The organism is Amycolatopsis albidoflavus (assembly GCF_039525725.1).
Lineage (GTDB): Bacteria > Actinomycetota > Actinomycetes > Mycobacteriales > Pseudonocardiaceae > Amycolatopsis > Amycolatopsis albidoflava.
In genome coordinates this window covers 751,421-774,510 of record NZ_BAAAHV010000022.1, presented here as the reverse complement: position 1 = coordinate 774,510, position 23,090 = coordinate 751,421, and the positions used below count along the sequence as shown (strand labels likewise).

The 23,090-nt window shown below is 70.7% G+C and carries 17 protein-coding genes and 1 riboswitch; of the genes, 5 read left to right on the top strand and 12 right to left on the bottom strand.

The window, feature by feature from the left end:
* Window positions 1-76 precede the first annotated feature (76 nt).
* The 3 genes from ABD156_RS36675 to ABD156_RS36665 are packed head-to-tail and all read left to right on the top strand — an operon-like array spanning window position 77 to window position 4,392.
* Window positions 77-1,234: an ROK family transcriptional regulator gene (locus ABD156_RS36675; RefSeq protein ID WP_377875527.1), complete on the top strand. Its 1,158-nt coding sequence runs from the start codon at window positions 77-79 to the stop codon at window positions 1,232-1,234.
* A 60-nt stretch (window positions 1,235-1,294) separates the two neighbouring features.
* Window positions 1,295-2,026 (top strand): HAD family hydrolase, encoded by a 732-nt coding sequence (locus ABD156_RS36670; protein WP_344284953.1) that lies wholly within the window; start codon window positions 1,295-1,297, stop codon window positions 2,024-2,026.
* Window positions 2,023-4,392 (top strand): glycoside hydrolase family 65 protein, encoded by a 2,370-nt coding sequence (locus ABD156_RS36665; RefSeq protein WP_344284950.1) that lies wholly within the window; start codon window positions 2,023-2,025, stop codon window positions 4,390-4,392. The genes ABD156_RS36670 and ABD156_RS36665 overlap by 4 nt, the downstream gene beginning before the upstream one ends.
* A gap of 88 nt (window positions 4,393-4,480) precedes the next feature.
* Here the strand turns inward: ABD156_RS36665 and ABD156_RS36660 are convergent, their stop codons facing one another.
* The 5 genes from ABD156_RS36660 to ABD156_RS36640 form a co-directional block, all read right to left on the bottom strand.
* Window positions 4,481-4,684, bottom strand: coding sequence for a hypothetical protein (locus tag ABD156_RS36660; RefSeq protein WP_344284947.1), 204 nt, complete (start codon window positions 4,682-4,684; stop codon window positions 4,481-4,483).
* 41 nt (window positions 4,685-4,725) lie between these two features.
* Complete coding sequence (locus ABD156_RS36655) at window positions 4,726-5,688, bottom strand: Ppx/GppA phosphatase family protein (protein ID WP_344284945.1); 963 nt, start codon at window positions 5,686-5,688, stop codon at window positions 4,726-4,728.
* A gap of 158 nt (window positions 5,689-5,846) precedes the next feature.
* Complete coding sequence (locus ABD156_RS36650; protein ID WP_344284942.1) at window positions 5,847-6,887, bottom strand: LLM class F420-dependent oxidoreductase; 1,041 nt, start codon at window positions 6,885-6,887, stop codon at window positions 5,847-5,849.
* An 84-nt stretch (window positions 6,888-6,971) separates the two neighbouring features.
* The gene (gene fahA / locus ABD156_RS36645) at window positions 6,972-8,171 is read right to left on the bottom strand and encodes a fumarylacetoacetase (protein WP_344284939.1); all 1,200 of its coding nucleotides are present in this window, start codon (window positions 8,169-8,171) and stop codon (window positions 6,972-6,974) included.
* Window positions 8,168-11,482 (bottom strand): DUF885 domain-containing protein, encoded by a 3,315-nt coding sequence (locus ABD156_RS36640; protein ID WP_344284936.1) that lies wholly within the window; start codon window positions 11,480-11,482, stop codon window positions 8,168-8,170. Before ABD156_RS36640 ends, fahA begins: the two co-directional genes overlap by 4 nt.
* 1,182 nt (window positions 11,483-12,664) lie before the next feature.
* Here ABD156_RS36640 and ABD156_RS36630 point away from each other — a divergent pair.
* Complete coding sequence (locus ABD156_RS36630; RefSeq protein ID WP_344285357.1) at window positions 12,665-13,612, top strand: AsnC family protein; 948 nt, start codon at window positions 12,665-12,667, stop codon at window positions 13,610-13,612.
* Here ABD156_RS36630 and ABD156_RS36625 read toward each other — a convergent pair.
* Together ABD156_RS36625 and lspA are read right to left on the bottom strand one after the other, a co-directional pair.
* The gene (locus ABD156_RS36625; protein WP_344284934.1) at window positions 13,609-14,535 is read right to left on the bottom strand and encodes an RluA family pseudouridine synthase; all 927 of its coding nucleotides are present in this window, start codon (window positions 14,533-14,535) and stop codon (window positions 13,609-13,611) included. The genes ABD156_RS36630 and ABD156_RS36625 overlap by 4 nt on opposite strands.
* Window positions 14,532-15,140 (bottom strand): signal peptidase II, encoded by a 609-nt coding sequence (gene lspA / locus ABD156_RS36620; RefSeq protein WP_344284931.1) that lies wholly within the window; start codon window positions 15,138-15,140, stop codon window positions 14,532-14,534. Before lspA ends, ABD156_RS36625 begins: the two co-directional genes overlap by 4 nt.
* 98 nt (window positions 15,141-15,238) lie before the next feature.
* Here lspA and ABD156_RS36615 point away from each other — a divergent pair, with 98 nt between their 5' ends.
* Window positions 15,239-15,712 carry a hypothetical protein gene (locus tag ABD156_RS36615; protein WP_344284928.1) on the top strand — a complete coding sequence of 158 codons (474 nt, stop codon included), beginning with the start codon at window positions 15,239-15,241 and terminating at the stop codon, window positions 15,710-15,712.
* A gap of 287 nt (window positions 15,713-15,999) precedes the next feature.
* On the opposite strand, the gene ABD156_RS36610 is transcribed toward ABD156_RS36615, so the two are convergent.
* The 5 genes from ABD156_RS36610 to ABD156_RS36590 form a co-directional block, all read right to left on the bottom strand.
* Window positions 16,000-17,331: an aminotransferase class V-fold PLP-dependent enzyme gene (locus ABD156_RS36610; protein WP_344284925.1), complete on the bottom strand. Its 1,332-nt coding sequence runs from the start codon at window positions 17,329-17,331 to the stop codon at window positions 16,000-16,002.
* Between the two features lie 40 nt (window positions 17,332-17,371).
* A riboswitch (SAM riboswitch) is annotated at window positions 17,372-17,486 on the bottom strand.
* A 96-nt stretch (window positions 17,487-17,582) separates the two neighbouring features.
* Window positions 17,583-19,061, bottom strand: a complete 1,479-nt coding sequence (locus ABD156_RS36605) for a potassium/proton antiporter (RefSeq protein WP_344284922.1) — start codon at window positions 19,059-19,061, stop codon at window positions 17,583-17,585.
* Between the two features lie 100 nt (window positions 19,062-19,161).
* Complete coding sequence (locus tag ABD156_RS36600) at window positions 19,162-19,857, bottom strand: ArsR/SmtB family transcription factor (RefSeq protein ID WP_344284919.1); 696 nt, start codon at window positions 19,855-19,857, stop codon at window positions 19,162-19,164.
* A 48-nt stretch (window positions 19,858-19,905) separates the two neighbouring features.
* The gene (locus ABD156_RS36595) at window positions 19,906-21,564 is read right to left on the bottom strand and encodes a penicillin-binding transpeptidase domain-containing protein (protein WP_344284917.1); all 1,659 of its coding nucleotides are present in this window, start codon (window positions 21,562-21,564) and stop codon (window positions 19,906-19,908) included.
* A gap of 71 nt (window positions 21,565-21,635) precedes the next feature.
* The gene (locus ABD156_RS36590; RefSeq protein WP_344284914.1) at window positions 21,636-23,027 is read right to left on the bottom strand and encodes an amino acid permease; all 1,392 of its coding nucleotides are present in this window, start codon (window positions 23,025-23,027) and stop codon (window positions 21,636-21,638) included.
* Window positions 23,028-23,090: the final 63 nt, after the last annotated feature.

The window sequence follows — 23,090 nt, the reverse complement described above, 5'->3', positions numbered from 1 at the left end:
GGACGGAAGTCCGAACGGGAAGGAAACTCAGCAGGTGGCAGGGTCGGGTACACCACCGGTCGGCACCCCGGCCGGGATGCGCATGATCAACCAGCGGGCGGTGCTCGACCTGCTGCGCCGCGGCGGGCCCGCGACGCGGCCGCAGGTGGCGAAGGACACCGGGCTGTCGAAACCCACGGTGAGCCAGGCGCTGCTCGCGCTGGAGGCCGCCGGGCTCGCGCGCGCGACCGGGCACACGTCCACCGGCACCGGCCGCTCGGCGGTGCTCTACGAGGCGGACCCGACCGCGGGATACGTGCTGGGCCTGGACATCGGCCGCGAGCACATCCGGGTCGCGGTCGCCGACCTCGGCCGCACCACGGTCGCCCGGCGCGACGTCCGCAACACGGCCCGTTCCGGCAGCGCGCTGATCTCCGCGCTGGGCAAACTGGCGACGGACATCGTGGCCGAGGCGGGCCTGACGAACGACGACATCGTGGTCCGCGTGCTGGGCTCCCCCGGCGTCGCGGACCCGGTCAAACGCTGTTTCCGGCACGCGCCGAACCTGCCCGGCTGGGGCCGTCCGGGGCTGCTCGACGATCTGGAGCAGGTGCTCGGGCCGGAACTGGTGGTGGAGAACGACGCGAACCTCACCGCGGTCGGCGAATGGGAAAGCGGCGCCGCGCGCGGAGCTTCGGTGGTCGGCTGCATCACCATCGGCACCGGCGTCGGCATGGGATTGATGGTCGACGGCCGGGTTTTCCGCGGCGCTACCGGCGCGGCGGGCGAAATCGGCTACCTGCCTTACGGCCGCACGCATGTCGCTGACGAACCCAGCGAACCGCCGGCGCGCGGGCACCTGGAGGAGGCCACCGCCGCACAGTCGGTGGTGCGCGGCGCACGCGAACTTGGCCTGGGCACAGCGCGATCGGCGCGCGAAGTGTTCCGCCTCGCCCGCGAGGGTGACGAATTGGCGCAGCGCGCGGTGTCCGAGGAAGCCGACCGGCTCGCGTACACCGTCGCTTCGGTGGCCGCGGTGATCGACCCGGAACTGATCGTCCTCGGCGGCGGGGTCGGGACGGCGGCGGATCTGCTGCTGGAACCGATCGACCGCGCGCTTCGCGCGTTCACCCCGCTCACAACGACTGTGGTGCAAGGCGAACTCGGCGACGACGGTGTCCTCACCGGTGCGATCAGCGTCGGCCTGCGCGCGGCGGAACGGCTGGTGTTCGATCGCCGCGTAGGCGCCGCCTGACGCTCGGTAAACGTCGTGCCGCGGCCCGCGAATGTCACCCGGGACCGGTACGTTGCAGGCATGATCGGACTGCCCGACACCATCACCGCCTGCCTCTTCGACCTGGACGGCGTACTGACCGGGACGGCCGTGCTCCACCGCGAGGCGTGGAAACGGACGTTCGACGAATATCTGCGCGCCCGCGACGGCGCCGGCTTCCAGGAGTTCACCGACGCCGACTACGCGACCTACGTGGACGGTCGCCCCCGGGCCGACGGCGTGCGGGAATTCCTTCGCTCGCGCGGAATCGACCTCCCCGAGGGCACCCCGGACGACGCCGTCGACGCGCCGACGGTGAACGGCATCGGCAACCGCAAGAACGAACTCGTCCTGAAGATCATCGACGAGCGCGGCGTCAATCCGTACCCGGGTTCCGTGCGCTACCTGGAAGAAGCGAAGCGGGCCGGGCTGCGAATCGCCGTAGTGACCTCGTCGGCGAACGGAGCCAAGGTCCTCGACGCGGCAGACCTCTCCCGCTTCGTGGAGGCCCGCGTCGACGGCCTGGTCATCCGCCGCGACCACCTGAAAGGCAAGCCGGCGCCCGATTCGTTCCTGGCCGGAGCCAAGGAACTCGGCGTGGACCCGAAGCAGGCGGCGGTGTTCGAGGACGCACAATCCGGCGTCCAAGCGGGCAAGGCCGGCGGTTTCGGTTACGTCGTGGGCGTGAACCGCGAGAACCAGGCAGACGCACTGCGCGCGCACGGCGCCGACGTCGTCGTCGACGACCTCGCCGACCTGCTGGAGGACAAGTGACGGAACTCGGTTACGAATGCTCCCCGTGGGAGCTGCGCTGGCGCGGCCTCGACGTGGATGCGTTGCAGCGCACCGAATCCGCCTTCGCGGTGTCGAACGGACACATCGGGCTGCGCGGCACGCTCGAGGAAGGCGAACCGCGCGGGCTGCCCGGCACCTACCTCAACGGGTTCTACGAACAGCACGAACTCCCCTACGCCGAAGGCGGTTACGGCTACCCGGAGGAGGGCCAGACCGTCGTCAACGTGACTGACGGCAAGATCATCCGGCTGCTGGTCGAGGACGAGCCGCTGGACATGCGCTACGGCATCGCGACCGCGCACGACCGCGTGCTCGACTTCCGCCGGGGCACGCTGCGCCGCGTCACCGAATGGTCCTCCCCCACCGGCAGGCGCGTGCGGGTGACCACCGAACGGCTGGTTTCCTTCACCCAGCGAGCGGTCGCCGCGATCCGCTACGAGGTCGAGCCGCTCGACGAGGACCTGCAGCTCGTCGTGCAGTCCGACCTGCTGGCCAACGAACCGGTCGAGTCCGACACCCGCGACCCGCGCGTCGCCGCCGCGCTCGACGCGCCGCTGGTCGGCGAGTTCTGCCACGCCGCGGGCTACCAGGCAGTGCTGGTGCACCAGACCCGGATGTCCGGGCTGCGCGTCGCCGCCGCGATGGACCACAAGATCGAGGTCGACGACGGCCTGCGCACCCGCATCCATGCCGAGGAGGACCTCGCCCGGCTGACCGCCGCGGTCGACGTACCCAAGGGCGGACGGCTGCGGGTCACCAAGTTCCTCGCCTACGGCTGGTCCGCGCAACGGTCCGCCCCGGCCCTGCGCGCGCAGGTCGAAGCCGCGCTCGCGGGCGCCCGGCAGACCGGTTGGAAGGGACTGGCCGCCGAACAACGGGAGTTCCTCGACGATTTCTGGGCCACTTCGGACATCGAAATCGACGGCGACCCGGAACTCCAGCAGGCCGTCCGGTTCGCGCTTTTCCACCTGCTGCAGGCCGGCGCCCGCGGCGAAACCCGGGCTATCGCCGGAAAAGGCCTCACCGGACCGGGGTACGACGGGCACGCGTTCTGGGACAGCGAGACGTTCGTGCTGCCGGTGCTGACGTACACGATGCCGGACGCCGCCCGCGACGCGCTCGGCTGGCGACACTCCACAATAGACAAAGCGAGAGAACGCGCGACGCAACTCGGCTTGCGCGGCGCGGCTTTCCCGTGGCGGTCCATCAACGGCGCCGAATGCTCGGCGTATTGGCCAGCCGGTACGGCGGCGTTCCATGTCAGCGCCGACATCGCCGACGCCGTCGTGCGATATGTGAACGCCACTCAGGACGAGCATTTCGAGCGCACCTGCGGCGCGGAACTGCTGCTGGAAACCGCGCGGCTGTGGGCGTCTCTCGGGCATTTCGACCACCATGGCCACTTCCGCATCGACGGCGTCACCGGGCCCGACGAGTACTCCGCGGTGGCGGACAACAACATCTACACGAACCTGATGGCGCGCAAGAACTTGCTCGCCGCGGCCGACGTGTGCCGTCGCCATCCGGACATCGCCGCGCAGTTCGAAGTGGACACTCCGGAGATCGATTCCTGGCGCGCCGCGGCGGAGGCGATGGCGCTGCCGTACGACCAGGAACTCGGCGTGCACCCGCAATCGGAAGGCTTCCTGCAGCACGACGAGTGGGATTTCGCCGCCACCGACGAGGATTTCTACCCGCTGCTGCTGAACTACCCGTACTTCGACCTGTACCGCAAGCAGGTCGTCAAGCAGGCCGACCTCGTGCTGGCGCTGCACCTCTGCGGCGATTCCTTCAGCCCGGAGGAAAAGGCCCGCGACTTCGCCTACTACGAAGCACGGACCGTGCGGGACTCTTCGCTGTCCGCTGGCACGCAGGCCGTGATCGCGGCGGAGGTCGGACACCTGCGGCTGGCGTACGACTACCTCGCCGAAGCCGCGCTGACGGACCTGCACGACGTGCACAACAACGTCCGCAACGGCCTGCACATGGCGTCGCTGGCCGGTGCCTGGCAGGCCGCGGTGGCCGGGTTCGGCGGCCTGCGCGACTACGGCGGCCAACTGTCGTTCGCGCCGCGGCTGCCGGACGAGCTCGGCGGCCTCACGTTCCGTCTCGCCTTCCGCGAAACCCGGTTCCAGGTGTCGATCCGGCACGGCGCGGCGACGTACCGGGTGCTCAACGGACCGCCGCTGGACCTGATCCACCACGGCGAGCGATTCACCGTGACCGAGGAACCGGTGGAGCTGCAGATCCCGAAGCTGGACCCGGGCCCCGCGCCGGTCCAGCCGATCGGGCGCGCACCGGCGCGGCGAGACGCGTCGAAGGTGCGCCAGTTCGACCGGAGCTGACTCGTGCGCGGCGATCCCGGTTCTCATCGGGATCGCCGCGCACCAGGCTTACGCGGAAGGTGCCGAGGCGGTCAGAAGCCGCCACCACTCACGACGGCACGTCGTCCGTGCCCGGCACCCGCGGCACCTCGTCCGTCCGGGACGGGCTCAGATCCGGCCCCGGGGCGTTGGCCACCTCGCCGGGCAGCTCGTCCGAGTCCGGCAGCTCGCGTTTGCGGCGCGCGGGGAACGGCGAGTCCTCGTCGTCGTCCTCGGACCGGTCGCGGGGGTGGAATTCGCTGCGCGGGGTCATGGTTCCGGGATACCCGGTTTATCGCCCTCGCACCAGGGAGTTCACGCGGCCGGACGCGATCGTTGCTTGCCGGTCGCGTCCGTGAGCTGGTCCAGCAACGTCAGCAGCAGCCCGTCCCGGGTCGACCACGGGCAGATCGTCAGCTTCCCGCCCGCGACCGTCAGCAGCGCCTCCGCGACCACCGCGCCGCCCAGCGCCTGCTGGGCTCGCTGCCGCGAAATGCCCGGCAGCTGCGCCCGCCGCGCGAACGGCATCGCCGACAGCCGCGGGATCCAGGCGCGCACGTCGTCCAGGTGCAGCTCACGGGCCTTGCCCGGCCGGTCGCCCGCCAGCCGCGCCAGCTGCCGCAGCACCTTCGAGCAGCCGACCACGCGGTGTTCGGCCAGCTCTTCCTTCACGTCGCCCAAGGCGGCGGAGACTTCCTCCAGCACGTGGTCACGCAGCGCGCGCACGTGCTTGCTGCGCACCGGCGGTTCGGCGGGCAGCCAGTCGCGAGTGACCGACCGGGCGCCCAGAGGCAGCGACCGCGCGAAAGTAGCCTGCTCGCCGGCTCCGGCGGACAGCTCGACCGTGCCGCCGCCGATGTCGAGCGCCAGCAGTGGCCCGCCGGACGCGCCGTACCAGCGGCGCGCGCCGACGTAGGTCAGTTCCGCCTCCCGGCGGCCGGAGAGAAACCGCAGTTCGACCCCGGTTTCGCCGGCCACTTCCCGGACTGCGTCACGGGAGTTGACCGCATCCCGAATTGACGACGTGGCCAGCGGAAATACGTCCTTGACGCCGTGCTCGCGAGCGAATTCCATGCCGCTGGAAACGGCCTTGGCAATAGCCGCGATGCCGCACTCGCTGAGCCGTCCGTCGTCGTCGAGTTCGCGGTCGAGCCGCAGCCGGGTCTGGTGCGTCAACGCCGGGTCGAGCGGGGATCCGCCGGGTTCGAGCACGACAAGCCGGGCGCTGAACGAACCCACGTCCAGCACCGCGGCGGCGGATCCTTCGATTCTGCGCACAGCCCGGCCTACCTCGCTTTCGCCCCGCCCGGATTCCCCGTTGAACCCGTTCTTACTCTCGAATTCGCGCCCCGCGCGGAGAGTTGACGGCATTTCGACGGCGGCATCGACCCGGGGTGCGGTTTTTTCACACCCCAGTGGCCCGCATCATACCGGACCTATCCGAGCAGCTCTTTCAGCTTGGCGACGGCGGCCACGCGCGCCTCGCGCCCGGGCTGCAGCGGGTTGACCGCCAGCGTGGTCGCGCCGGCCTCCTTGAACGCCGCCAGCCGCTCCTTCACATACCCCGCCGGACCGACCAGCGAGGTGGCGCGCAGCAGCTCCGTCGGGACCGCCGCGGCGGCTTCTTCCTTCTTGCCGTCGAGGTACAGGTCCTGGATCTTCTTGGCCTCGGCCTCGTAGCCGTAGTTGCAGGCCAGCGTGTTGTAGAAGTTCTTGCCGCGCGCGCCCATCCCGCCGATGTACAGCGCGAACACCGGGCGCACCCAGTCGAGCAGGCCCTCGACGTCGTCGCCGATCGCCAGCGGCGGCGCGGCGAACACGTCCAGCTCGCCCAGCTCCGGGTCGCGCTTGGCCTTGCCCTCGGCCAGCGAGGCGCCCCAGACGTCGGCGGCCTTCTCCGGGTGGAAGAAGATCGGCTGCCAGCCCTCGGCGACCTCGGCGGCGAGCGCGACGTTCTTCGGCCCGAGCGCGGCGAGCACGACCGGGATCCGCTCGCGCACCGGGTGGTTGATCAGCTTGAGCGGCTTGCCGAGCCCGGTGCCCTGGTCCGCGGGCAGCGGGATCGTGTAGTGCTTGCCGTCGTGCACGACGCGCTCGCGCTTCCACACCTGGCGGCAGATCTCGATGATCTCGCGGGTACGGCCGATCGGCGCGTCGTACTTCACGCCGTGGAAACCCTCGATGACCTGCGGCCCGGACGCGCCGAGGCCGAGGGTGAAGCGGCCGTCGGACACGAAGTCCAGCCCGGCCGCGGTCATCGCGGTGAGGCTCGGGGTGCGGGTGTAGATCTGGAAGATGCCCGACATCAGGCCGACGCGCTCGGTCTTCGCGGCGAGGTAGCCGAGCTGGCTCACCGCGTCGAAGCTGTAGGCCTCGGGGACGAACACGATGTCGAGCCCGACCCGTTCCAGCTCCACGATGTCCGCGACGCTTTCGGCGAACCCGCCCGAGTAGCTGACGCCGGTGCCGATCCTCATCGATCCCTCATTCCCGTGCCGGTCGACTGTGACTAAGCGTTTGCTCATTATGCGGCCGCTCGGGTGACGACGCTACGGCGTGGGTCACACCACAGCGGGAGCCACCGTCCCGCGCACCTCGCCGAACCCGATCCGGGCACCGGCTGGACCAGGCGCGGAGGCGGTGATGACGACCTCGTCGCCGTCCTCCAGGAAGGCTCGGGTCTCCTCGCCGACCGCGAGCGGTTCGCGGCCGCCCCAGCTCAGCTCCAGCAGCGAGCCGCGCTGGTCCTTCGCCGGGCCGGTGACCGTGCCGGACGCGTACAGGTCGCCGGTGCGCAGGTTCGCGCCGTTCACCGTGAGGTGCGCGAGCTGTTGCGCGGCCGTCCAGTACTGGGTGGCGAACGGCGGGCTGGACACGAGGTGGCCGTTGATCCGGATCTCCAGCGCCAGGTCGAGACTCCACGACTCGGTGCCGCGCAGGTACTCGAACGGCTCCGGATCCTGCGCGGGTTGCGGCACCCGGGCGTGCTCCAGCGCGGCGAGCGGGACCAGCCACGGCGACATGGAGGTGGCGAACGATTTGCCGAGAAACGGCCCGAGCGGCTGCATTTCCCAGCCCTGCAGGTCCCGCGCCGACCAGTCGTTGACCAGGCAGACGCCGAAGACGTGGCGAGGGAACTCGTCGATCGGCACCGGAGCGCCCAGTTCGGATCCCACGCCGACGACGAAGCCGACCTCCGCCTCGAAGTCGAGCAGCTTGGACCCGCCGAACGACGGTTCGGCCGCCTTGCGCGGTTTCCGTTGCCCCGCCGGGCGAATCACCGGAGTGCCGGACGCGACGACTGTGCCCGCGCGGCCGTGGTAGCCGATCGGCAGGTGTTTCCAGTTGGGCGGCACCAGATCGTCCCCGCCGCTGAAGACCCGGCTGGCGTTGAGCGCGTGCTGCTCGCTGGAGTAGAAGTCGACGTAGTCCGCGACTTCCACCGGCAGATGGCTGGTGATTTCGTCGCGGGGCACCAGATGCGGCCGGATCCGGTCGGCGTGGCGCGGTTCGCTGAGCCATTCGCGGACCCGCGCCCGCACGCCGGCCCAGACGTCCGGGCCGGCGGCGAGCAACGGGTTCAGCACGCCCGCGCCGAGCAGGCGGCCGAAGGGCTCCCCCTCGGCCGCCGCGCTCAGGTCGAGCACCTGGTCTCCGACCGCGACGCCGGCCCGCCGGGTCCGCTCGCCGTGCGAGAAGACGCCGTAGGGCAGGTTGTCGAGACCGAAAAGGGTGTCGGCCGGAAGGTCGAGCCAGGTCACGCAGAGGCCTCCGCGATCCACGCGCCGACCACCGTGTCCAATGTGGACAGCGGGAGAATTCCGTTGCCCAGTACGACGTCGTGGAACGCGCGGATGTCGAACCGGTCGCCGAGCGCCTTTTCGGCCTCGGCGCGGACGCGCTGGATTTCCAGCCGTCCGACCATGTAGCTCAGCGCCTGGCCCGGATTCGCGACGTACCGGTCGATCTCGGCCTCGATCTCCATCTTCGCCATCGGCGTGTTCTCCACCAGGTAGTCGACCGCCTGCTGGCGGCTCCAGCCCAGCGCGTGCAGGCCGGTGTCGACCACGAGCCGCCCGGCCCGCATGGAGTCCTGGGCGAGCATGCCGAAGCGGGCGACGTCGTCGGAGTACAGGCCCATCTCGTCGGCGAGACGCTCCGCGTACAGGCCCCAGCCCTCGATGTAGGCGTTGAACGGCGCGATCCGGCGCAGCAACGGCAGATCGGTGAGTTCCTGCGCGAAGGTGAGCTGGAAGTGGTGTCCCGGAACGGCTTCGTGGAACGCGATCCCCTCGCTGGTGAAGCGCGGCCGCGAATTCGCCTCGTAGGTGTTCGCGTAGTACGTGCCGGGGCGGGAACCGTCGAACGCGGCCTGCAGGTAGTAGGCGATGGTGCCGCTCGCCGCGTCCGCCTCCGGGACCGGCTCGACCTCGCACTTCGCATCCGGCACCCGGGAGAACCATTGCGGGGCAACAGCTTCTGCTCGGACGATGGCCGCCCGCGCGCCTTCCAGCAGCTCCTCGCCGTCGCGCCAGCGCAGCTCCGGATCGTTGCGGAGGCGGTCGAAGATCTCCGCCAGCTCCCCGGTGCCGAACACGCGCGTGCCCAGTTCGCGGTACTCCTCGGCCAGTTTCTCGCCCATCCGCAGGCCGGTGTCGTGCAACTCCTGCGCGGTGCGGTCGGTGGTGGTGTGCACGCGGATCAGGCCCTGGTACTTCTCCAGCCCGCCCGGCAGGTGGCTGATGCCCGGCTGGCTGTCCGTCTTCGAAACCGGCAGCACCTCCTCGGCGAGGAAGTCGCGGTAGCGCCGGTACGCGGGCCGCACGACCTCGGCGAGCAGCCGGTCGCGCTCCGCCGCGAAGCCCTCGACCTCGACCGCAGGCGTGACGCGGAACGGGTCGCCCTCCTCGTTCGCGAGATAGCGCTCGACGTACTCGATTCCGATGCGCACCAGGAAGTCCGGCGGCGCGAACCCGTCCGCGACGGTCGTCCGCTGGGCCTCGATCACGCCGTCGAGGAAGCCGCCGACCGCCGCCAGCCGGGCGAGGTAGTCGCGGGCCTTGTCCGCGTCGTCCGGGACCAGCGCGGGGAGGATGGTGACCGGGTTCAGCGCGGGCGCGCTGAACCCGTCGCTCACCGCGAAGCCGGACAGCCGCGAGTCGATCGTGTCGATCGCGCCGCGGGCGTGGGTGCGGACCACCTCGCGCGTGATGACCTCGGACGCGGTCAGCCCGGCCGGATCGATCGCGTCGGCGCGCTCGGCGATCGCGGCGTACGCGGCCCGGTGGCGCTCGGCCGCGGCGAGACTCGGGTCGGCGAGTTTGTTGTGGTCGCCGGGAAGTCCGAGGACGGTCCGCTCCAGCGGTTCCGCCTCGAAGCTCAGCTCGACCAGCTCGTCGGCCAAGCCGAGGACGGTGTCGCCGTGGCCAGCCACCCACTCGGTGACCACGGCGTCCAGCACCGACAGCGGCAGGGAGCCGCCGGAGAGGATCGTGTCGTGGAACGCCTTGATGTCGAAACGGCTGCCGAGCCGCTGTTCGGCCTGCTTGCGCAGCCGCTCGATTTCCAGCCGCCCCACCATGTACGCGAGCGCCTGGCCCGGGAAGCCGAGGTACCGGTCGACCTCGGATTCGATCTCGACCTGCGCCATCGGCGTGTGCTCCAGCAGGTAGTCGACCGCCTGCTGGCGGCTCCAGCCCAGCGCGTGCAGGCCGGTGTCGACGACCAGCCGCCCGGCCCGCATCGACTCCATCGTCAGCATGCCGAGCAGCGACACGTCGTCGGAGTACAGGCCCATCTCGTCGGCGAGGCGCTCGGTGTAGAGGCCCCAGCCCTCGGCGTACGCGGTGAAGTTGCCGACGCGGCGCAGCAGCGGCAGATCGGTGAGGTCGAGCGCGGTGCTGAGCTGGAAGTGGTGGCCCGGGATCGCCTCGTGGAACGCGATGACCTCGGCGGTGTGCCGGAACCGCTCGGTGGACTGGTGGGTGTTGGCGAAGTAGACGCCCGGCCGGGACCCGTCGGCGGCGGGCGGCATGTAGTACGCCGGGGGCGCGCCGGGCGCGGAATCCTCCGGCACCGCCTCGACGGTCCACGGGTGCTGCGGGATGTGGCCGAACCAGTTCGGCGCCTCGGCCTCGGCGCGGGAAATCGCCGTGCGGGCGGTTTCGAGGAGGTCTTCGGCGCTCGTCCAGCGGAGCTTCGGGTCGGTGCGCAGCCGCTCGAAGATCTCCGGCAGCTCGCGGGTGCCGAACACGCGCTCGCCGAGGGCCTGGTACTGCTCGACCTGGCCGGCGATCACCGCGAGGCCGGTGTCGTGCAGCTCCTGCGGGGTGCGGTTGCTGGTGGTGTGGGTGCGGGCGAGGCGGGCGTAGATCTCGTCGCCGCCGGGGAGCCAGGAGACGCCGCCCTTGTCGTCCGGGCGGCTGTGCGGGAGGACCTCGGCCTCGAGGAAGTCGCGGTACTCGCGGAAGCCCGGCCGGGCGACCTCGCGGAGGATCTGCTCGCGGCGGACGGCGAAGCCCTCGTCCGGGGCGGGCTGGCGCAGCAGCGGGTCGTTTTCGGGCTCGGCCAGGTAGCGGTCGAGGTGCGCGATCGCGGCCTTGACCAGGCGTTCGATCGGCAGGAGACCGGCGGCGATCCCGTCGCGGTGGCGTTGCGCGACCGCGCGGAGGTACTCGGGGATCTCGCTGAGCCTGCCGAGATGCGCCTCGGAGGTTTCGGCGGTGACGGTGACCATCGGCAGCGCGGACAGGAGCCCGGAGGCGGGGCCGACGAAGAGGTCGGTGACGGTGAAGTCGACGACCCGGCTGTCCATCCGGTCGAGGTTTCCGTCGACGGAGCTGAGCAGGACGTCGCGAGTGACGCGATCGGCGGCGTCGAGCCCGGCCGGGTCGATCGCCTCGGCGCGCTCCCGGATGCCGGCGAGCTTCGCGCGGAACGCCGCCTCCGCCGCGGCCGACGGATCGCCGAGCCCCGGCGCGTCCGGCCGGATGCCGAGAATGGCGGCGTCGAGCGGTTCGTGGTCGAACGACGCCTCGACGAGCTCGTCGGCGAGATCGGAAACGACGGACATCGGCGGTGACCCCCAGGGTAGGCGGAGAAGGTGCGATTCCGACCCTAATCGAGACGGGGGCGACGACGCCCGTGTCCCGGGGCGACGGCCTTCTTCCGGGCGCAGGAACGTTCCGGGCCGTGGAACCTGGGGCGTTGCGGAGGAGCTGGTCAGGGGGCTGGGAGGGAGGCGGCTTCGGCACGCGGTTCGTTGCGGGGGCCGGTTCCGCGTCTCGGGCCTCGGCCGGTTGTCGCCGCTCGGGCGCGTGGGAAGCGGGAAGGGCGCCGCCCCTGGCCGGGGCAGGGACGCGGAGAGGGTGGGCGGGGCCGGTTCCGCGTCAGCTGCGCTCTGGAGGCACGACCCGCCAGGCTCCCCGGCCAGCGGTGTTCGGCTATCCGGCGCGAGGCACGCCGGGCGCGGGCGCCGGTTCCGCGTCGGCCGCTCCCCGCAGGCACGACCCGCGAGGCTGCCCGGCCAGCGGTGTTCAGCTATCCGGCGCGAGGCACGCCGGGCGCGGGCGCCGGTTCCGCGTCGGCCGCTCCCCGGAGACACAACCCCGCCAGGCTCCCCGGCCAGCGGTGTTCAGCTATCCGGCGCGGTGGCGCGGGGCACGCCGGGCGCGGTGGTGCGGCCGGGTCCGGCGGGCGAGGCGGTAGCGTTGCCGGAGTGGCCGTGACCGATCCCGCCGACATCCGCCTGCTCGCCGCGCTCGCCGAGCTGGGCAAGGGGGCTGTGCACGAGCTGGCGGCGAAGGTCGGGATGGATCCGCGGGAGGTCGCGTACCGGCTGGTCGCGCTGTCCGGCAGCGGGTTGCCGCTGCTGGTCGGGGTCGAAAGCGACCCCAACGGTCTTCGTGCCGCGATTTCGGGGGCTCAGGCTTCGTGGCAGCGTCCGCAGGCTCCGGGGTATCCGGGCGGCGGGCCCGGGTCGGTGCCGTTCCCCGCCGCGCCGGTGCAGGGGGCTTCCCGGATGCCCGGCTCGATGCCGTCCAGCCCCGCTTCGGCACCGGGATCTATGCCGTCCGGACCTGCCGCACCCTCCGGTCCGCCCGGGACGCCGATGCCCAGCGGCCCGGCGTCGTCCGGGATTCCGGCCTCGGGCGGGTTGGCCGGGATGGCACCGCCTCCGGGTATGCCGGGCGGCTCTCCCGGCGCGTCCGGTCCGCACTCGCCAGGGCAGGCCGGGATACACGAATCGCCCGGGATGCCGGGGCATTCCGGCCCGCATCCGGCAGGCCAGCACGGCATGCCCGGTCCCGGGACCTCCGGCCCGCATCCGCCGGGCCAGCACGGCATGCCCAGTCCCGGGACCTCCGGCCCGCATCCGCCAGGGCAGCACGGCATGCCCGGACCGGGAACCTCCGGCGCGTACCCACCGGGGCACACCGGGATTCCCGTGACCGGGCCAGGTTCGCCGGGGCAGCCCGGCATGCCCGGCCCCGGGACTACCGGCGCCTACCCGCCCGGGATTCCCGCCGCGGCACCGGGAGTGTCCGGCGCGTACGCCCCCGGACCGGCCGGGATTTCGGGTGCGTATCCCCCTGTGCCCAACGGGATCCCGGGGATGTCCGGCGCCTATTCCCCCGCGCAGACCGGAATGCCCGCCCCTGCGAACGTCTACAATGGACAGTCCGGGCCGTACCCGGCTCCGGACCCGGCCGTCAGCACGTGGGGCGTCCCGCAGACCGCTTCCTGGGCCCGCGGCGACGACCCGAAGCCCGCCGCCGCACCGGCGAAGCAGGGGCGGATCGGCGAGACGATGCAGTCGCAGGGGCTCGAAGGGGAACAGCTTTCCGTGCAACTGCTGGAAGTCCAGGATCCCGCCGACTTCCTGTTCGGCGCGGCCGGCTACCGGCTCGAGGACGGCGAGCGCTCGGTTGTCGTCCACACCGAGATCACCAATCGGGGGCCGATTCCGTTCGCCTCGCTGCCGGACAACTATCTCGAACTGGTCACCGACAGCGGCGAGGCCATTGCGAAAGCCCCGGTTTCGCTGACGTCACGGCCGCCGCACAAGATCGGCGTGCAGCCGGGCGAGACGCTCGGCGGGCACACCGTCTACGTCCTTCCGACCGCGACGCGGGTGGTCTCGGTGCGCTGGAGCCCGCGTCCTGAGCCGGACGAGCGCACCTTGACCTGGGCGGTCAGCTAGTTCCCGTCCCGCAGGATCTCCAGCGCACTGGCCAGATCGTCCGGGTACTCCGCCTCGAACTCCACCCATCGGCCGTCCGCCGGATGCGCGAAACCCAGCGTCCGCGCATGCAGCCACTGCCGCGTCAGGCCGAGCTTCCGGGCCAGCACCGGGTCCGCTCCGTAGGTCAGGTCCCCAGCGCACGGGTGGCGCAGCGCGGAGAAGTGCACGCGGATCTGGTGGGTGCGCCCGGTTTCCAGCTTCACGTGCGCCAGCGAAGCCGCCCGGAACGCCTCGACCACCTCGTAGTGCGTGACGCTCGGCCGTCCGCCCGCGACGACCGCGAACTTGTAGTCGTGCCGCGGATGGCGGTCGATCGGGGCGTCGATGGTGCCGCGCGTCGGGTCGGGGTGGCCCTGCACCACGGCGTGGTAGCCCTTATCGACGGTCCGTTCCTTGAACGCACGCTTCAGCACGGTGTACGCGTGCTCGCTCTTGGCCACCACCATCACCCCGGTGGTGCCCGCGTCGAGCCGGTGCACGACGCCCTGTCGCTCGGCCGCGCCGGACGTCGAGATGCGCAGCCCGGCCGCGGCGAGTCCGCCGACGACCGTCGGGCCGGTCCAGCCGGGGCTGGGGTGCACGGCGACGCCGACCGGTTTCGAGATCACCACGATGTCGTCGTCATCGTGCAGGATCTTCATGCCGTCGACCGGCTCCGCGACGATTTCCGCCGGACGTTCCGGTTCCGGCAGCGTCACCTCGAGCAGCCCGCCCGCGGACAGCCGGTCCGATTTGCCCGCGGGATGCCCGTCGAGGAGCACGTCGCCCGCTGCCGCGAGGTCCGCGACGACGGTGCGGGAGAGCCCGAGCAGTTTGGCGAGCCCGGCGTCGACGCGCATCCCGTCGAGCCCGTCGGGGACGGGCAGCATGCGCGCGCTCACTCGGATTCCTTCTTCTTGCCACGGGTGGTGGTGCCGTCGTAGTCCTTGCCGAGCAGGGACAGCAGCACGATCAGCGCGCCGCCGACGCAAATTGCGGAGTCGGCGATGTTGAAGATCGCGAAGCCCTGCCCGTTGGGCGCGAACGCGGAGATGAAGTCCACGACGTGCCCGCGCAGCGGTCCGGGCTCGCGGAAGAACCGGTCGGTGAGGTTGCCGAGCGCGCCGGCGAGCACGAGCCCGAGGCCGATCGCCCAGCCGACCGAGCGCAGCCTGCGCGAGATCCACACGATGGCGATCACGACGCCGGTCGCGACCAGCGCGAGCACCCAGGTCATGCCGGTCGCCATCGAGAACGCGGCACCCGGATTGCGGATGACCTGCAGGTAGATCAGCCCGCCGAGGATCGGCTTGGGCTCTTTGCCCTCGAGATTGGCGACCACGAGGTTCTTCGTGAGCAGGTCGATCGCCCACAGCAGCGCCGCGACCGCGAACACCACCCAGACCCGCCGTTTGGGCAGCGGCGCGCTTTCCTCGGCAGCCCCCTGCTCAGGCGGTTCCGCAGACGGCTCGACCTCGGATTCGGACGGCGAAGGATCGGTGCTCACACCCCCATTGTCCACAACCGCGCCCAACCAGGTCACAGCGGCAGTCCCGGACCCAAATTCAGTCGTCTCGCCGCGCCCCTCCCCGCCATCCTCACTGCATGCCCGCCGAGATCCCCGCCCCCGCCGTAGCCGCCGCCTGGATCGCCCTGGACCTCTCCCCCACGAACGACCTCCCCCTGTGGGCAGCCCACTGGCTAGCCGAGGGAGAGGACGGCGAACACCTACGCCACCTGGCAGGCCTCTCCCACACCGAACCGCGGGAAATCCACGACGTGCAACAGTCCGCCCTAGCCGACTGCCACACCCCCATCCCCACCCCAGCCGACGCAGCCCAAACAGCCTTCACCCACCTGGCCCAACTGCTCCTGAACGGCCACCTAACCGAACGCGCCCTGCTGAACGACCTGCACACCATCATCGTCCGCACCAACTACTCCGACAGCGTCGTCAACCTGCCGCTAGCGCAAGCCTGGATGCTGGACGAAGAATGGGACCAGCCCTGGGGCCGCCCGGAAGAGCAAATCAAAGAAGCAATCCACTCAGCCTGCAACGCCCAACTAGCCCACCCCTAGACCCGGCAACCCCAACTCGACCACACCCAGCCCAGCAAACCCAACTTGCCAACACCCAGCCGGGCAAACCCAACTTGCCCACCACGCGGGATCGCGCCGGCGTTTGGGGGCTGCCCGGCGTGACAGGCCGAAGGCCCCTCACGCCGGGCAGCCCCCAAACGCCGGCTTAAAAGCGATCCCGCCCGCGGCGGCGGAGCCGACGCCAAAAACACAGCTTGGTGAGCAACCCCCGAAACCCGGCCCCACCACCCCGGCACCCGCAAACCGGCACCCGCAAACCGGCCTAATCAAACACAAAACCCCGGCAACTCCCGAGTATCCCCCACCGGCGCCCACCGCCCGTCAACCTTCGCGTACTCCCACCGAGCTCCCCGAGCCACGATCTGCCGCAAAGCCAGCACCAACCGGTCCACGTGCTCCTCGGTACTCCCCAACCCGAGACTCACCCGAACCGCCTGCTGCCCCTCGCCGCCGGCCTCGCGAATCAACCGCCGAGCAGCCACATGAGCGCAGAACGCCCCGTCCCGCACCCCAATCCCGTACTCAGCCGACAACACCGCCGCCAGCCACCCAGGCTCAAACCCGTCGACAACAAAACTCACCGTGCCAACCCGATCCACCGGCGCGTCAAAGAACCGCAACTCGGCACACCCAGGCAGCCCGGCCAGCCCCTTGCGCAACCGCTCCAGCAATGCAGCCTCATGCGCCCCGATGGCCTCCCACTGCGCCGCCAACTGCTCGCAAGCCACCCCCAACGCATACACCCCAACGGTATTAGGCGACCCAGCCTCGTGCCGCTCCTCGCCGCTGTTCCACACGACAGCTTCCTCAGTCACCAGCTTGGTCGCCCCACCACCGGCCAGATACGGCTCAGCAGCCCGCAACCAGTCACTGCGCCCGACCAACGCCCCAGCCCCGAACGGCGCGTACAGCTTGTGCCCGGACAACGCCACGTAGTCGACATCCAACTCCCGCAACGAAATCCGCCGATGCGGAGCCAACTGCGCGGCGTCAAGAGCCACCCGAGCCCCATGCTTCCGAGCCACCGCGGCAATCTCCGCCACCGGCAACAACTCACCAGTCACATTCGACGCCCCAGCGACAACCACCAACCGAGGCCCCTGCGGACATTCCGCCAGGGCTTCGTCCACAACGGACACCGCAGCAAGCCGAGTGCGCGGCAACTGCACCCGCCGGACATTCGGCCCGCGCCAAGGCAGCAACGCCGCATGGTGCTCACTGTCGAAAACAACCACAGAAGTCTTACGCGGCAACGCTTTCGCCAGCAGATTGAACGCATCAGTCGTATTGCGAGTGAAGATCACCGAATCCCCACTACGAGCGTCCACAAACCGACGCAACACACCACGAGTCCGCTCGTACAACCGCGTAGAAACCTGCGAAGCGAACCCAGCACCACGATGCACGCTGGCATACCAGGGAAGAAACTCGTCCACCGCCGACCGGACCGCGTCCAGACAAGGCGCGCTGGCCGCGTGATCAAGATTGGCGTAACCGATGTCGCCGCCCGTCACCAACGGCACCCGCAGCGACGCACCGGCCACAGGGGGAACGGCAGGAACAACAGTTTCCGTGGACCGGTCGAGTGCGAGAGTCATGACGGCGCCTCCTCGGCGTTCCGGGGGACCCCCGGCGAGGGGCCCGCGCTTGCCCGTCGCGCTGCGCGACCGGCCTGGTCCTCACCCGGGGCACCCCACCGCGGTAGGAGGGTTGCCGGCCAGCAAGCCGGGGCTTCGCGCTGGCACTCATGACCTGAAACCGACGATAGCGGACAACCGGCGAAAGAAACCAGCCCCGTCTCGTGATCTGAGACAGCGGTCACAAGCAGTGTCCACAAAGGACAGAAGGATCAGGCCCCGGATTCCCCGTGCCAGCGGGCGAGGCGGCCAGCCCGGTCGACCGCCCGGATCCGCCGTTCGGTCGCGTCGCGGTCGGCGGCGGTCGTGACCACCAGAAGCTGGTCTTCGACCTGCAACCGGCTCGTTTTCTGCGGCGTGAAGCCCGTACCGCCGCGCACCACGAGACTGACCGTCGCACCGGCGGGCAGCCGCAGCTCCGACAGGTACACGCCGTGCAGCTTCGAGCCCTTCTGGATGCGCACTTGCAGCAGTTCCGCGCCGAGTTCGTCGAGCGGCGCGGAGTCGACCTCGATCTCGTGCGCCTGCGCCGCCTTCGTGAGCCCGAGGATCCGCGCAAGCGGGCTGAGCGTCGCGCCTTGCAGCACGGTGAGCACGATGACGAGCACGAAAACCGCGTCCACGAGCCGTTGCGCGCCGGGCACGCCTTCGGACAGCGGGATCATCGCGAGCACGATCGGCACCGCGCCGCGAAGGCCGGCCCAGGACAGGAACGCCTGATCTCGCCAGGGCAATTGGAACGGCAGCAGCGACAGGACCACCGACAGCGGCCGGGCGAGCAGCAGCACCACCGCGCCCGCGACGAGGCCCGGAATCAGCGCTTCGAGCAGCCGGGTCGGCGACGCGAAAAGGCCGAGCAGCACGAACAAGCCGATCTGCGCGAGCCAGCCGAGCCCTTCGGCGAACGACAGGGTGTCCGACCGGTGCGGCAGCTTGGAGTTCCCCAGCACCAGGCCGGCGACGTAGGTGGCGAGCAGGCCGGACGCGTGCGCGAGCTGCCCCGAGGAGTACGCGAGCACGCACACCGCCACCGTGGCGAGCGGATACAGACCGGTGGCCGGGAGCGCGGCCCGGCGCAGCGCCTGCGCGCCCAGCCAGCCGAAGGCGAGGCCGAGCACGAGACCGGTGAGCAGCTCGTAGACCACCAGCAGCGGCAGCGACCAGTCGACCGCCTCGCCGGACGCGAGCACGACGACCGCGATGTAGGCGGGCGCGTCGTTGATGCCGGATTCCAGTTCCAGCGCGCCGACGAGCCGTTTGCCGACCCCGGCGGTGCGCAGCACGGAGAACACCGCCGCGGCGTCGGTGGACGCGAGGACCGCACCCCACAGCAGGGCGAGCCGCCAGTCGAGGCCGAGCAGCCAGTGCAGAGCCGCGCCGGTGACCGCGATGCTGATCACCACGGCCACTGTGGACAGCAGGATTCCGGGCCCCAGCGAGGGTTTCACCGCGGACCAGCGCGTGGTGAGCCCGCCTTCGGTGAGGATCAGGACGAGCGCGGCGAGCCCGAGCGACTGGGTGAGCGCCGGATTGTCGAAGCGGATGCCGAATCCGGCCTCGCCGAGCACGACGCCGATCCCGAGATACAGCAGCAGCGACGGGAATCCGAGCCGGATGGACACCCGCACCGCGACGACCGAGACGACCAGAACCAGCGCGCCGACGCCCAGCACCATGGGAAGCTCGTCCATTCGCCCGCCTCCCTCCCGGTCGCCCGCAGGCGTCCAGAATAGTGAGGCAGTGTCCGGTTCCCGAGCGCGCACCACCGGTGCGGGGGACCACCAACGTGTGTTACGACGCCTCGGCGGCACTCACCGTCGCGAGATCGACACCGAGCGCGGCGAACGGTCCCCTCGCGCCCGGCAAAACCCGGACCGCGCGCTGCTGGTCCCGGGTCAGCCATCCCGCTTCGACCGCTCGCTCCAGCACCGCCGCCGGGACCGCGCCGGCGAGGTGCTCGCGCCGCTCTGTCCAATCCAGACAGTCGCGCAGCAGCGGCCGGCGCGGCCGATCCGGGACCGCCACGCCGAGATAGGCCAGCACCTCGCGTCCGGTGTCGGTGAGCGCGAGCCCGTCCGACACGTCGATCAGCCCCCGATCGACCATCCCGTCCCGCAACGCGACCCCGAGCGTCCCCGCCAAATGGTCGTAACAACTGCGCGCGAAGGACAATCGCTGTACCCGCAACGAAGTCCGCAGCCCGGACGGCCGTTTCAGTTCGGCATGCTGCGCCAGATGCTCGATCAACTCCGCAACCCGCGGATTCGCGAGCCGGACGTACGCGTGCCGCCCCTGCTTCACCCGGGCCACGAACCCGGCCTCGGCCAACCGTGTCACGTGCTCGCTGGCCGTCGAGACCGCGATCCGCGCGGCTGCGGCCAGTTCGCCGACCGTCCACGTGCGGCCGTCGAGCAGCGCGAGGCACATGGTCGCGCGGCTCGGATCAGCGAGCACGGCGGCGACTTCGGCCAGTGCGACGGTTTCCATGCTCCTACGGTAGAGCGGCGACGCTTCGGCCGCGGCCGAACTGAGCCGCTACAGCGCGTCGAGGAACTTCGCGCCCAGCGAGACGGCCGGTTTGGAGTCGTTGGCCCCCTCCAGAAAGACCGCGAACGCCAAGTCGCCGCGATAGCCGACGAACCAGCCGTGCGCCTCCGCGCCGTCGCCGAACTGCGCGGTGCCGGTCTTGCCGAACACCGAGCCGGAGTGCGACAGCCCGGTCGCCGTGCCGCCGGTGACGACCTCGCGCATCATCCCGCGCAACGCCGACAGCACCGAGCCCGGCGGCGGGGTGTAGCCGGTGTTGACCTTGGTGCCGTCCGCCCACAGCCGCGGCACGACCGCGCGCCCGGACGCCGCGGTCGCCGCCATCACCGCCGCTCCCATCGGGCTGACCTGCACCTTTCCCTGCCCGATGCCGTCCTCGACCTGCTCATCCGCGTTCGCCGCGGGATCGACGCGGCCCAGCTCGGTGGACAGGCCGCTGATCCCGAAGTCGGCGTTGAGGCCGAACTGGGTGGCCGCCTTCGCGAGCCCGTCGGCGGGCAGCTGCGACGCGAGCCGGGCGAACGTGGTGTTGCAGGACTTCGCGAACGCCTTGTGCACAGTGGTCGTGCCGAGGTCGAAACCCTCGTTGGAGAGCGTGCGGGTGCCGATCCGGTCGGTCAGCGGGCACGGAACCGAGGAATCCGGCGTGACCAGCCCCGCTTCCAGCGCCGCGGTCGCGGTGACGATCTTGAACGTCGAGCCGGGCGCGTACTGGCCGCTGAACGCCGACGCCGCATTGGTGACGTTGCTGTTCTGCGCCACCGCTAGCAAATCGCCGGAAGACGGCTGGATCGCGACGAGGACCGCCTTGCCGCGATACCCGTCCACCGCCGCCTGAGCCGCGTTCTGGGTCGCGAGGCTGAGCCCAGCGGCGGCAGGTTTGTGGTCGCCTTCAGGGTTTCCGAAGAGCGTCTCCTGGCTCTTGCCCGACGCGTCCACGCGCTCGACCGCGAAGGCTTCGGACGCCTGCCCGTGCCCGGTGAGCGCCGAACGGAGCAGCGGGAACGCCTTGTCGTCAGCCAGTTTCAGCCCGCCGCTGCCGGAGACGACGAGCGGCTTGCCGTCGCGGTCGACCACCGCCGGAACGTCCGAGGACGCGATCGCCAGCCGCTGCCCGGCGACGAGCTTGGGGTGCAGCACCGTCGGCGCCCAGTGGACCCGCCATTTGCCCTGCGTCTGGACAAGGCCGAGGCTGCCGTCGTACGTCCAGGTGCGGCCGGGGCCGAGATTCCAGGTGATGGTGTAGGCCGCCGTGGCCTTGTCGCCCTGCGCCGCGCCGACGTCGCCGAGCTTGGCGGTCAGCTGTGTGGGCCGAAGCGTCGCCCACGCGTCTTGCAGCGCGGAAGAGGCGTCCGTCGGAGCATCGGTGGCCTTGCTGGCGGTGTCGGCGTCTTTCGCGCCGAAGGCGACCAGATACTCGCGGGCCGCTGACGTCGGGTCGTTGGGCTGCGCGGCGGTCGACGCAGGCTCCGAGCCTGACGAGGCCGCCGTCGATCCCCCGCCGTTGAGCAGCACGAGCGCTGCCACCACGATCCCGACCACGGCCAGCGCGCCGCCGATCAGCACGCCCTTCTTTCCGGCAGGACTCACCGTCGCATCCCCCTCGCCCCACGCGGTCCGCCCGCGTCCCTGGCTCAGCTTGCCCATCGCTGAACGGAACCGGGCGTTACCTCGGGGAACGCGACAAATTCGTGATCAACGCCGAGCTGTATAGGTCGTTATACAGTCTGGTCGGCCTTCTGGCGGGCGCGTTGCCACCAGATCCCGGCCACGACCAGCACCGCGACCAGGATTCCCGAGCTGATCAGCTGGATTCTGGCGTCGTGGTCGCCGAGCATCACTGCCAGGATGGCCACCATCGCGACGAGGGTGACCCAGGTCAGATACGGGAAGCCCCACATCCGCACAGTCAGGCTCTCCGGCGCGGTGCGCTCCAGCTGACGGCGCACTCGCAACTGGGTGCACGCCACCAGGATCCACACGATCAGCAGCACCGAGCCGACCGCGTTCAGCAGGTATTGGAAGACGGTGTCCGGCCAGAGCGCGTTGAGCGCCACGGCCACGAAGCCGAACAACACCGAAGCCGCGACGGCGAAGACGGGCACGCCGCTTCGGTCCACTTTGGTCAGTGCGCGCGGGGCGTGTCCGCGTTGGGCCAGCGAGTACACCATGCGCGCCGCGCCGTACATGTTGGTGTTCAGCGTGGACAGCAGGGCGAACAGGATGACGACGTTCATGATCTGCCCGGTCGCCGGGATCCCGATGCGTTCGAGCACCGCGGCGAACGGGCTCTGTCCGGCCTGGACGCTCGTCCACGGCAGGAGCGAGACGATGACCAGCATGGAACCGACGTAGAACACCGAAATCCGCACGACCGCGTTGCGCACCGTCCTGCCGACGGCGTGCGCGGGATCGTCGGACTCCGCGGCGGCGATGGTCACCACTTCCAGGCCGCCGAAGGTGAAGACGACGGCGAGCAATCCGGTGCCGACGCCCTGCCACCCGTTGGGCAGCAGGCCGCCGTGGCCGAGGAGATTGTCGGTGCCGACGAAGGAAGTGCCCGGGAGCACGCCGAGGAACGCGAGCACGCCGAGGACCAGGAAAGCCACCACCGCGACGACCTTGATCAGCGCCAGCCAGAACTCGAGCTCGCCGAACCGGGACACCGCGGTGAAATTGATCGCGGTCAGCACCGCCATGAAGATCAGGACCAGCACCCACTGCGGAATGCCCGGCAGCCAGCTGTTGACGATGATCGCGGCCGCGGTCGCCTCGACGGCGAGCACGACGACGAGCGCGGCCCAGTACAGCCAGCCGATGGCGAACCCGGCCCACGACCCGAACGCGCGCTCGGCGTGCACCGAAAACGACCCGCTGGCCGGGATCGCGGCGGCCATTTCCGCCATCATGCGCATGACCAGCATCGCCAGCGTGCCCGCGAGCACGAAGGACAGCACGATTCCGGGCCCGGCGAGCTTGATCCCGACGCCGGAGCTGACGAACAATCCCGAACCGATCACGCCGCCCATCGCGAGCATGGCGAGGTGCCGCTGGCGCAAGCCGGCGGCCAGCCCCTGGGCGGCCGGTTCGGCGGCGGCTTCTGAAGTCATGGGAAATCCCTAGCAGACGCTTCCCCGCGCGGCGCAGCTCGGTGGTCCGTCAGACGGAGGCAC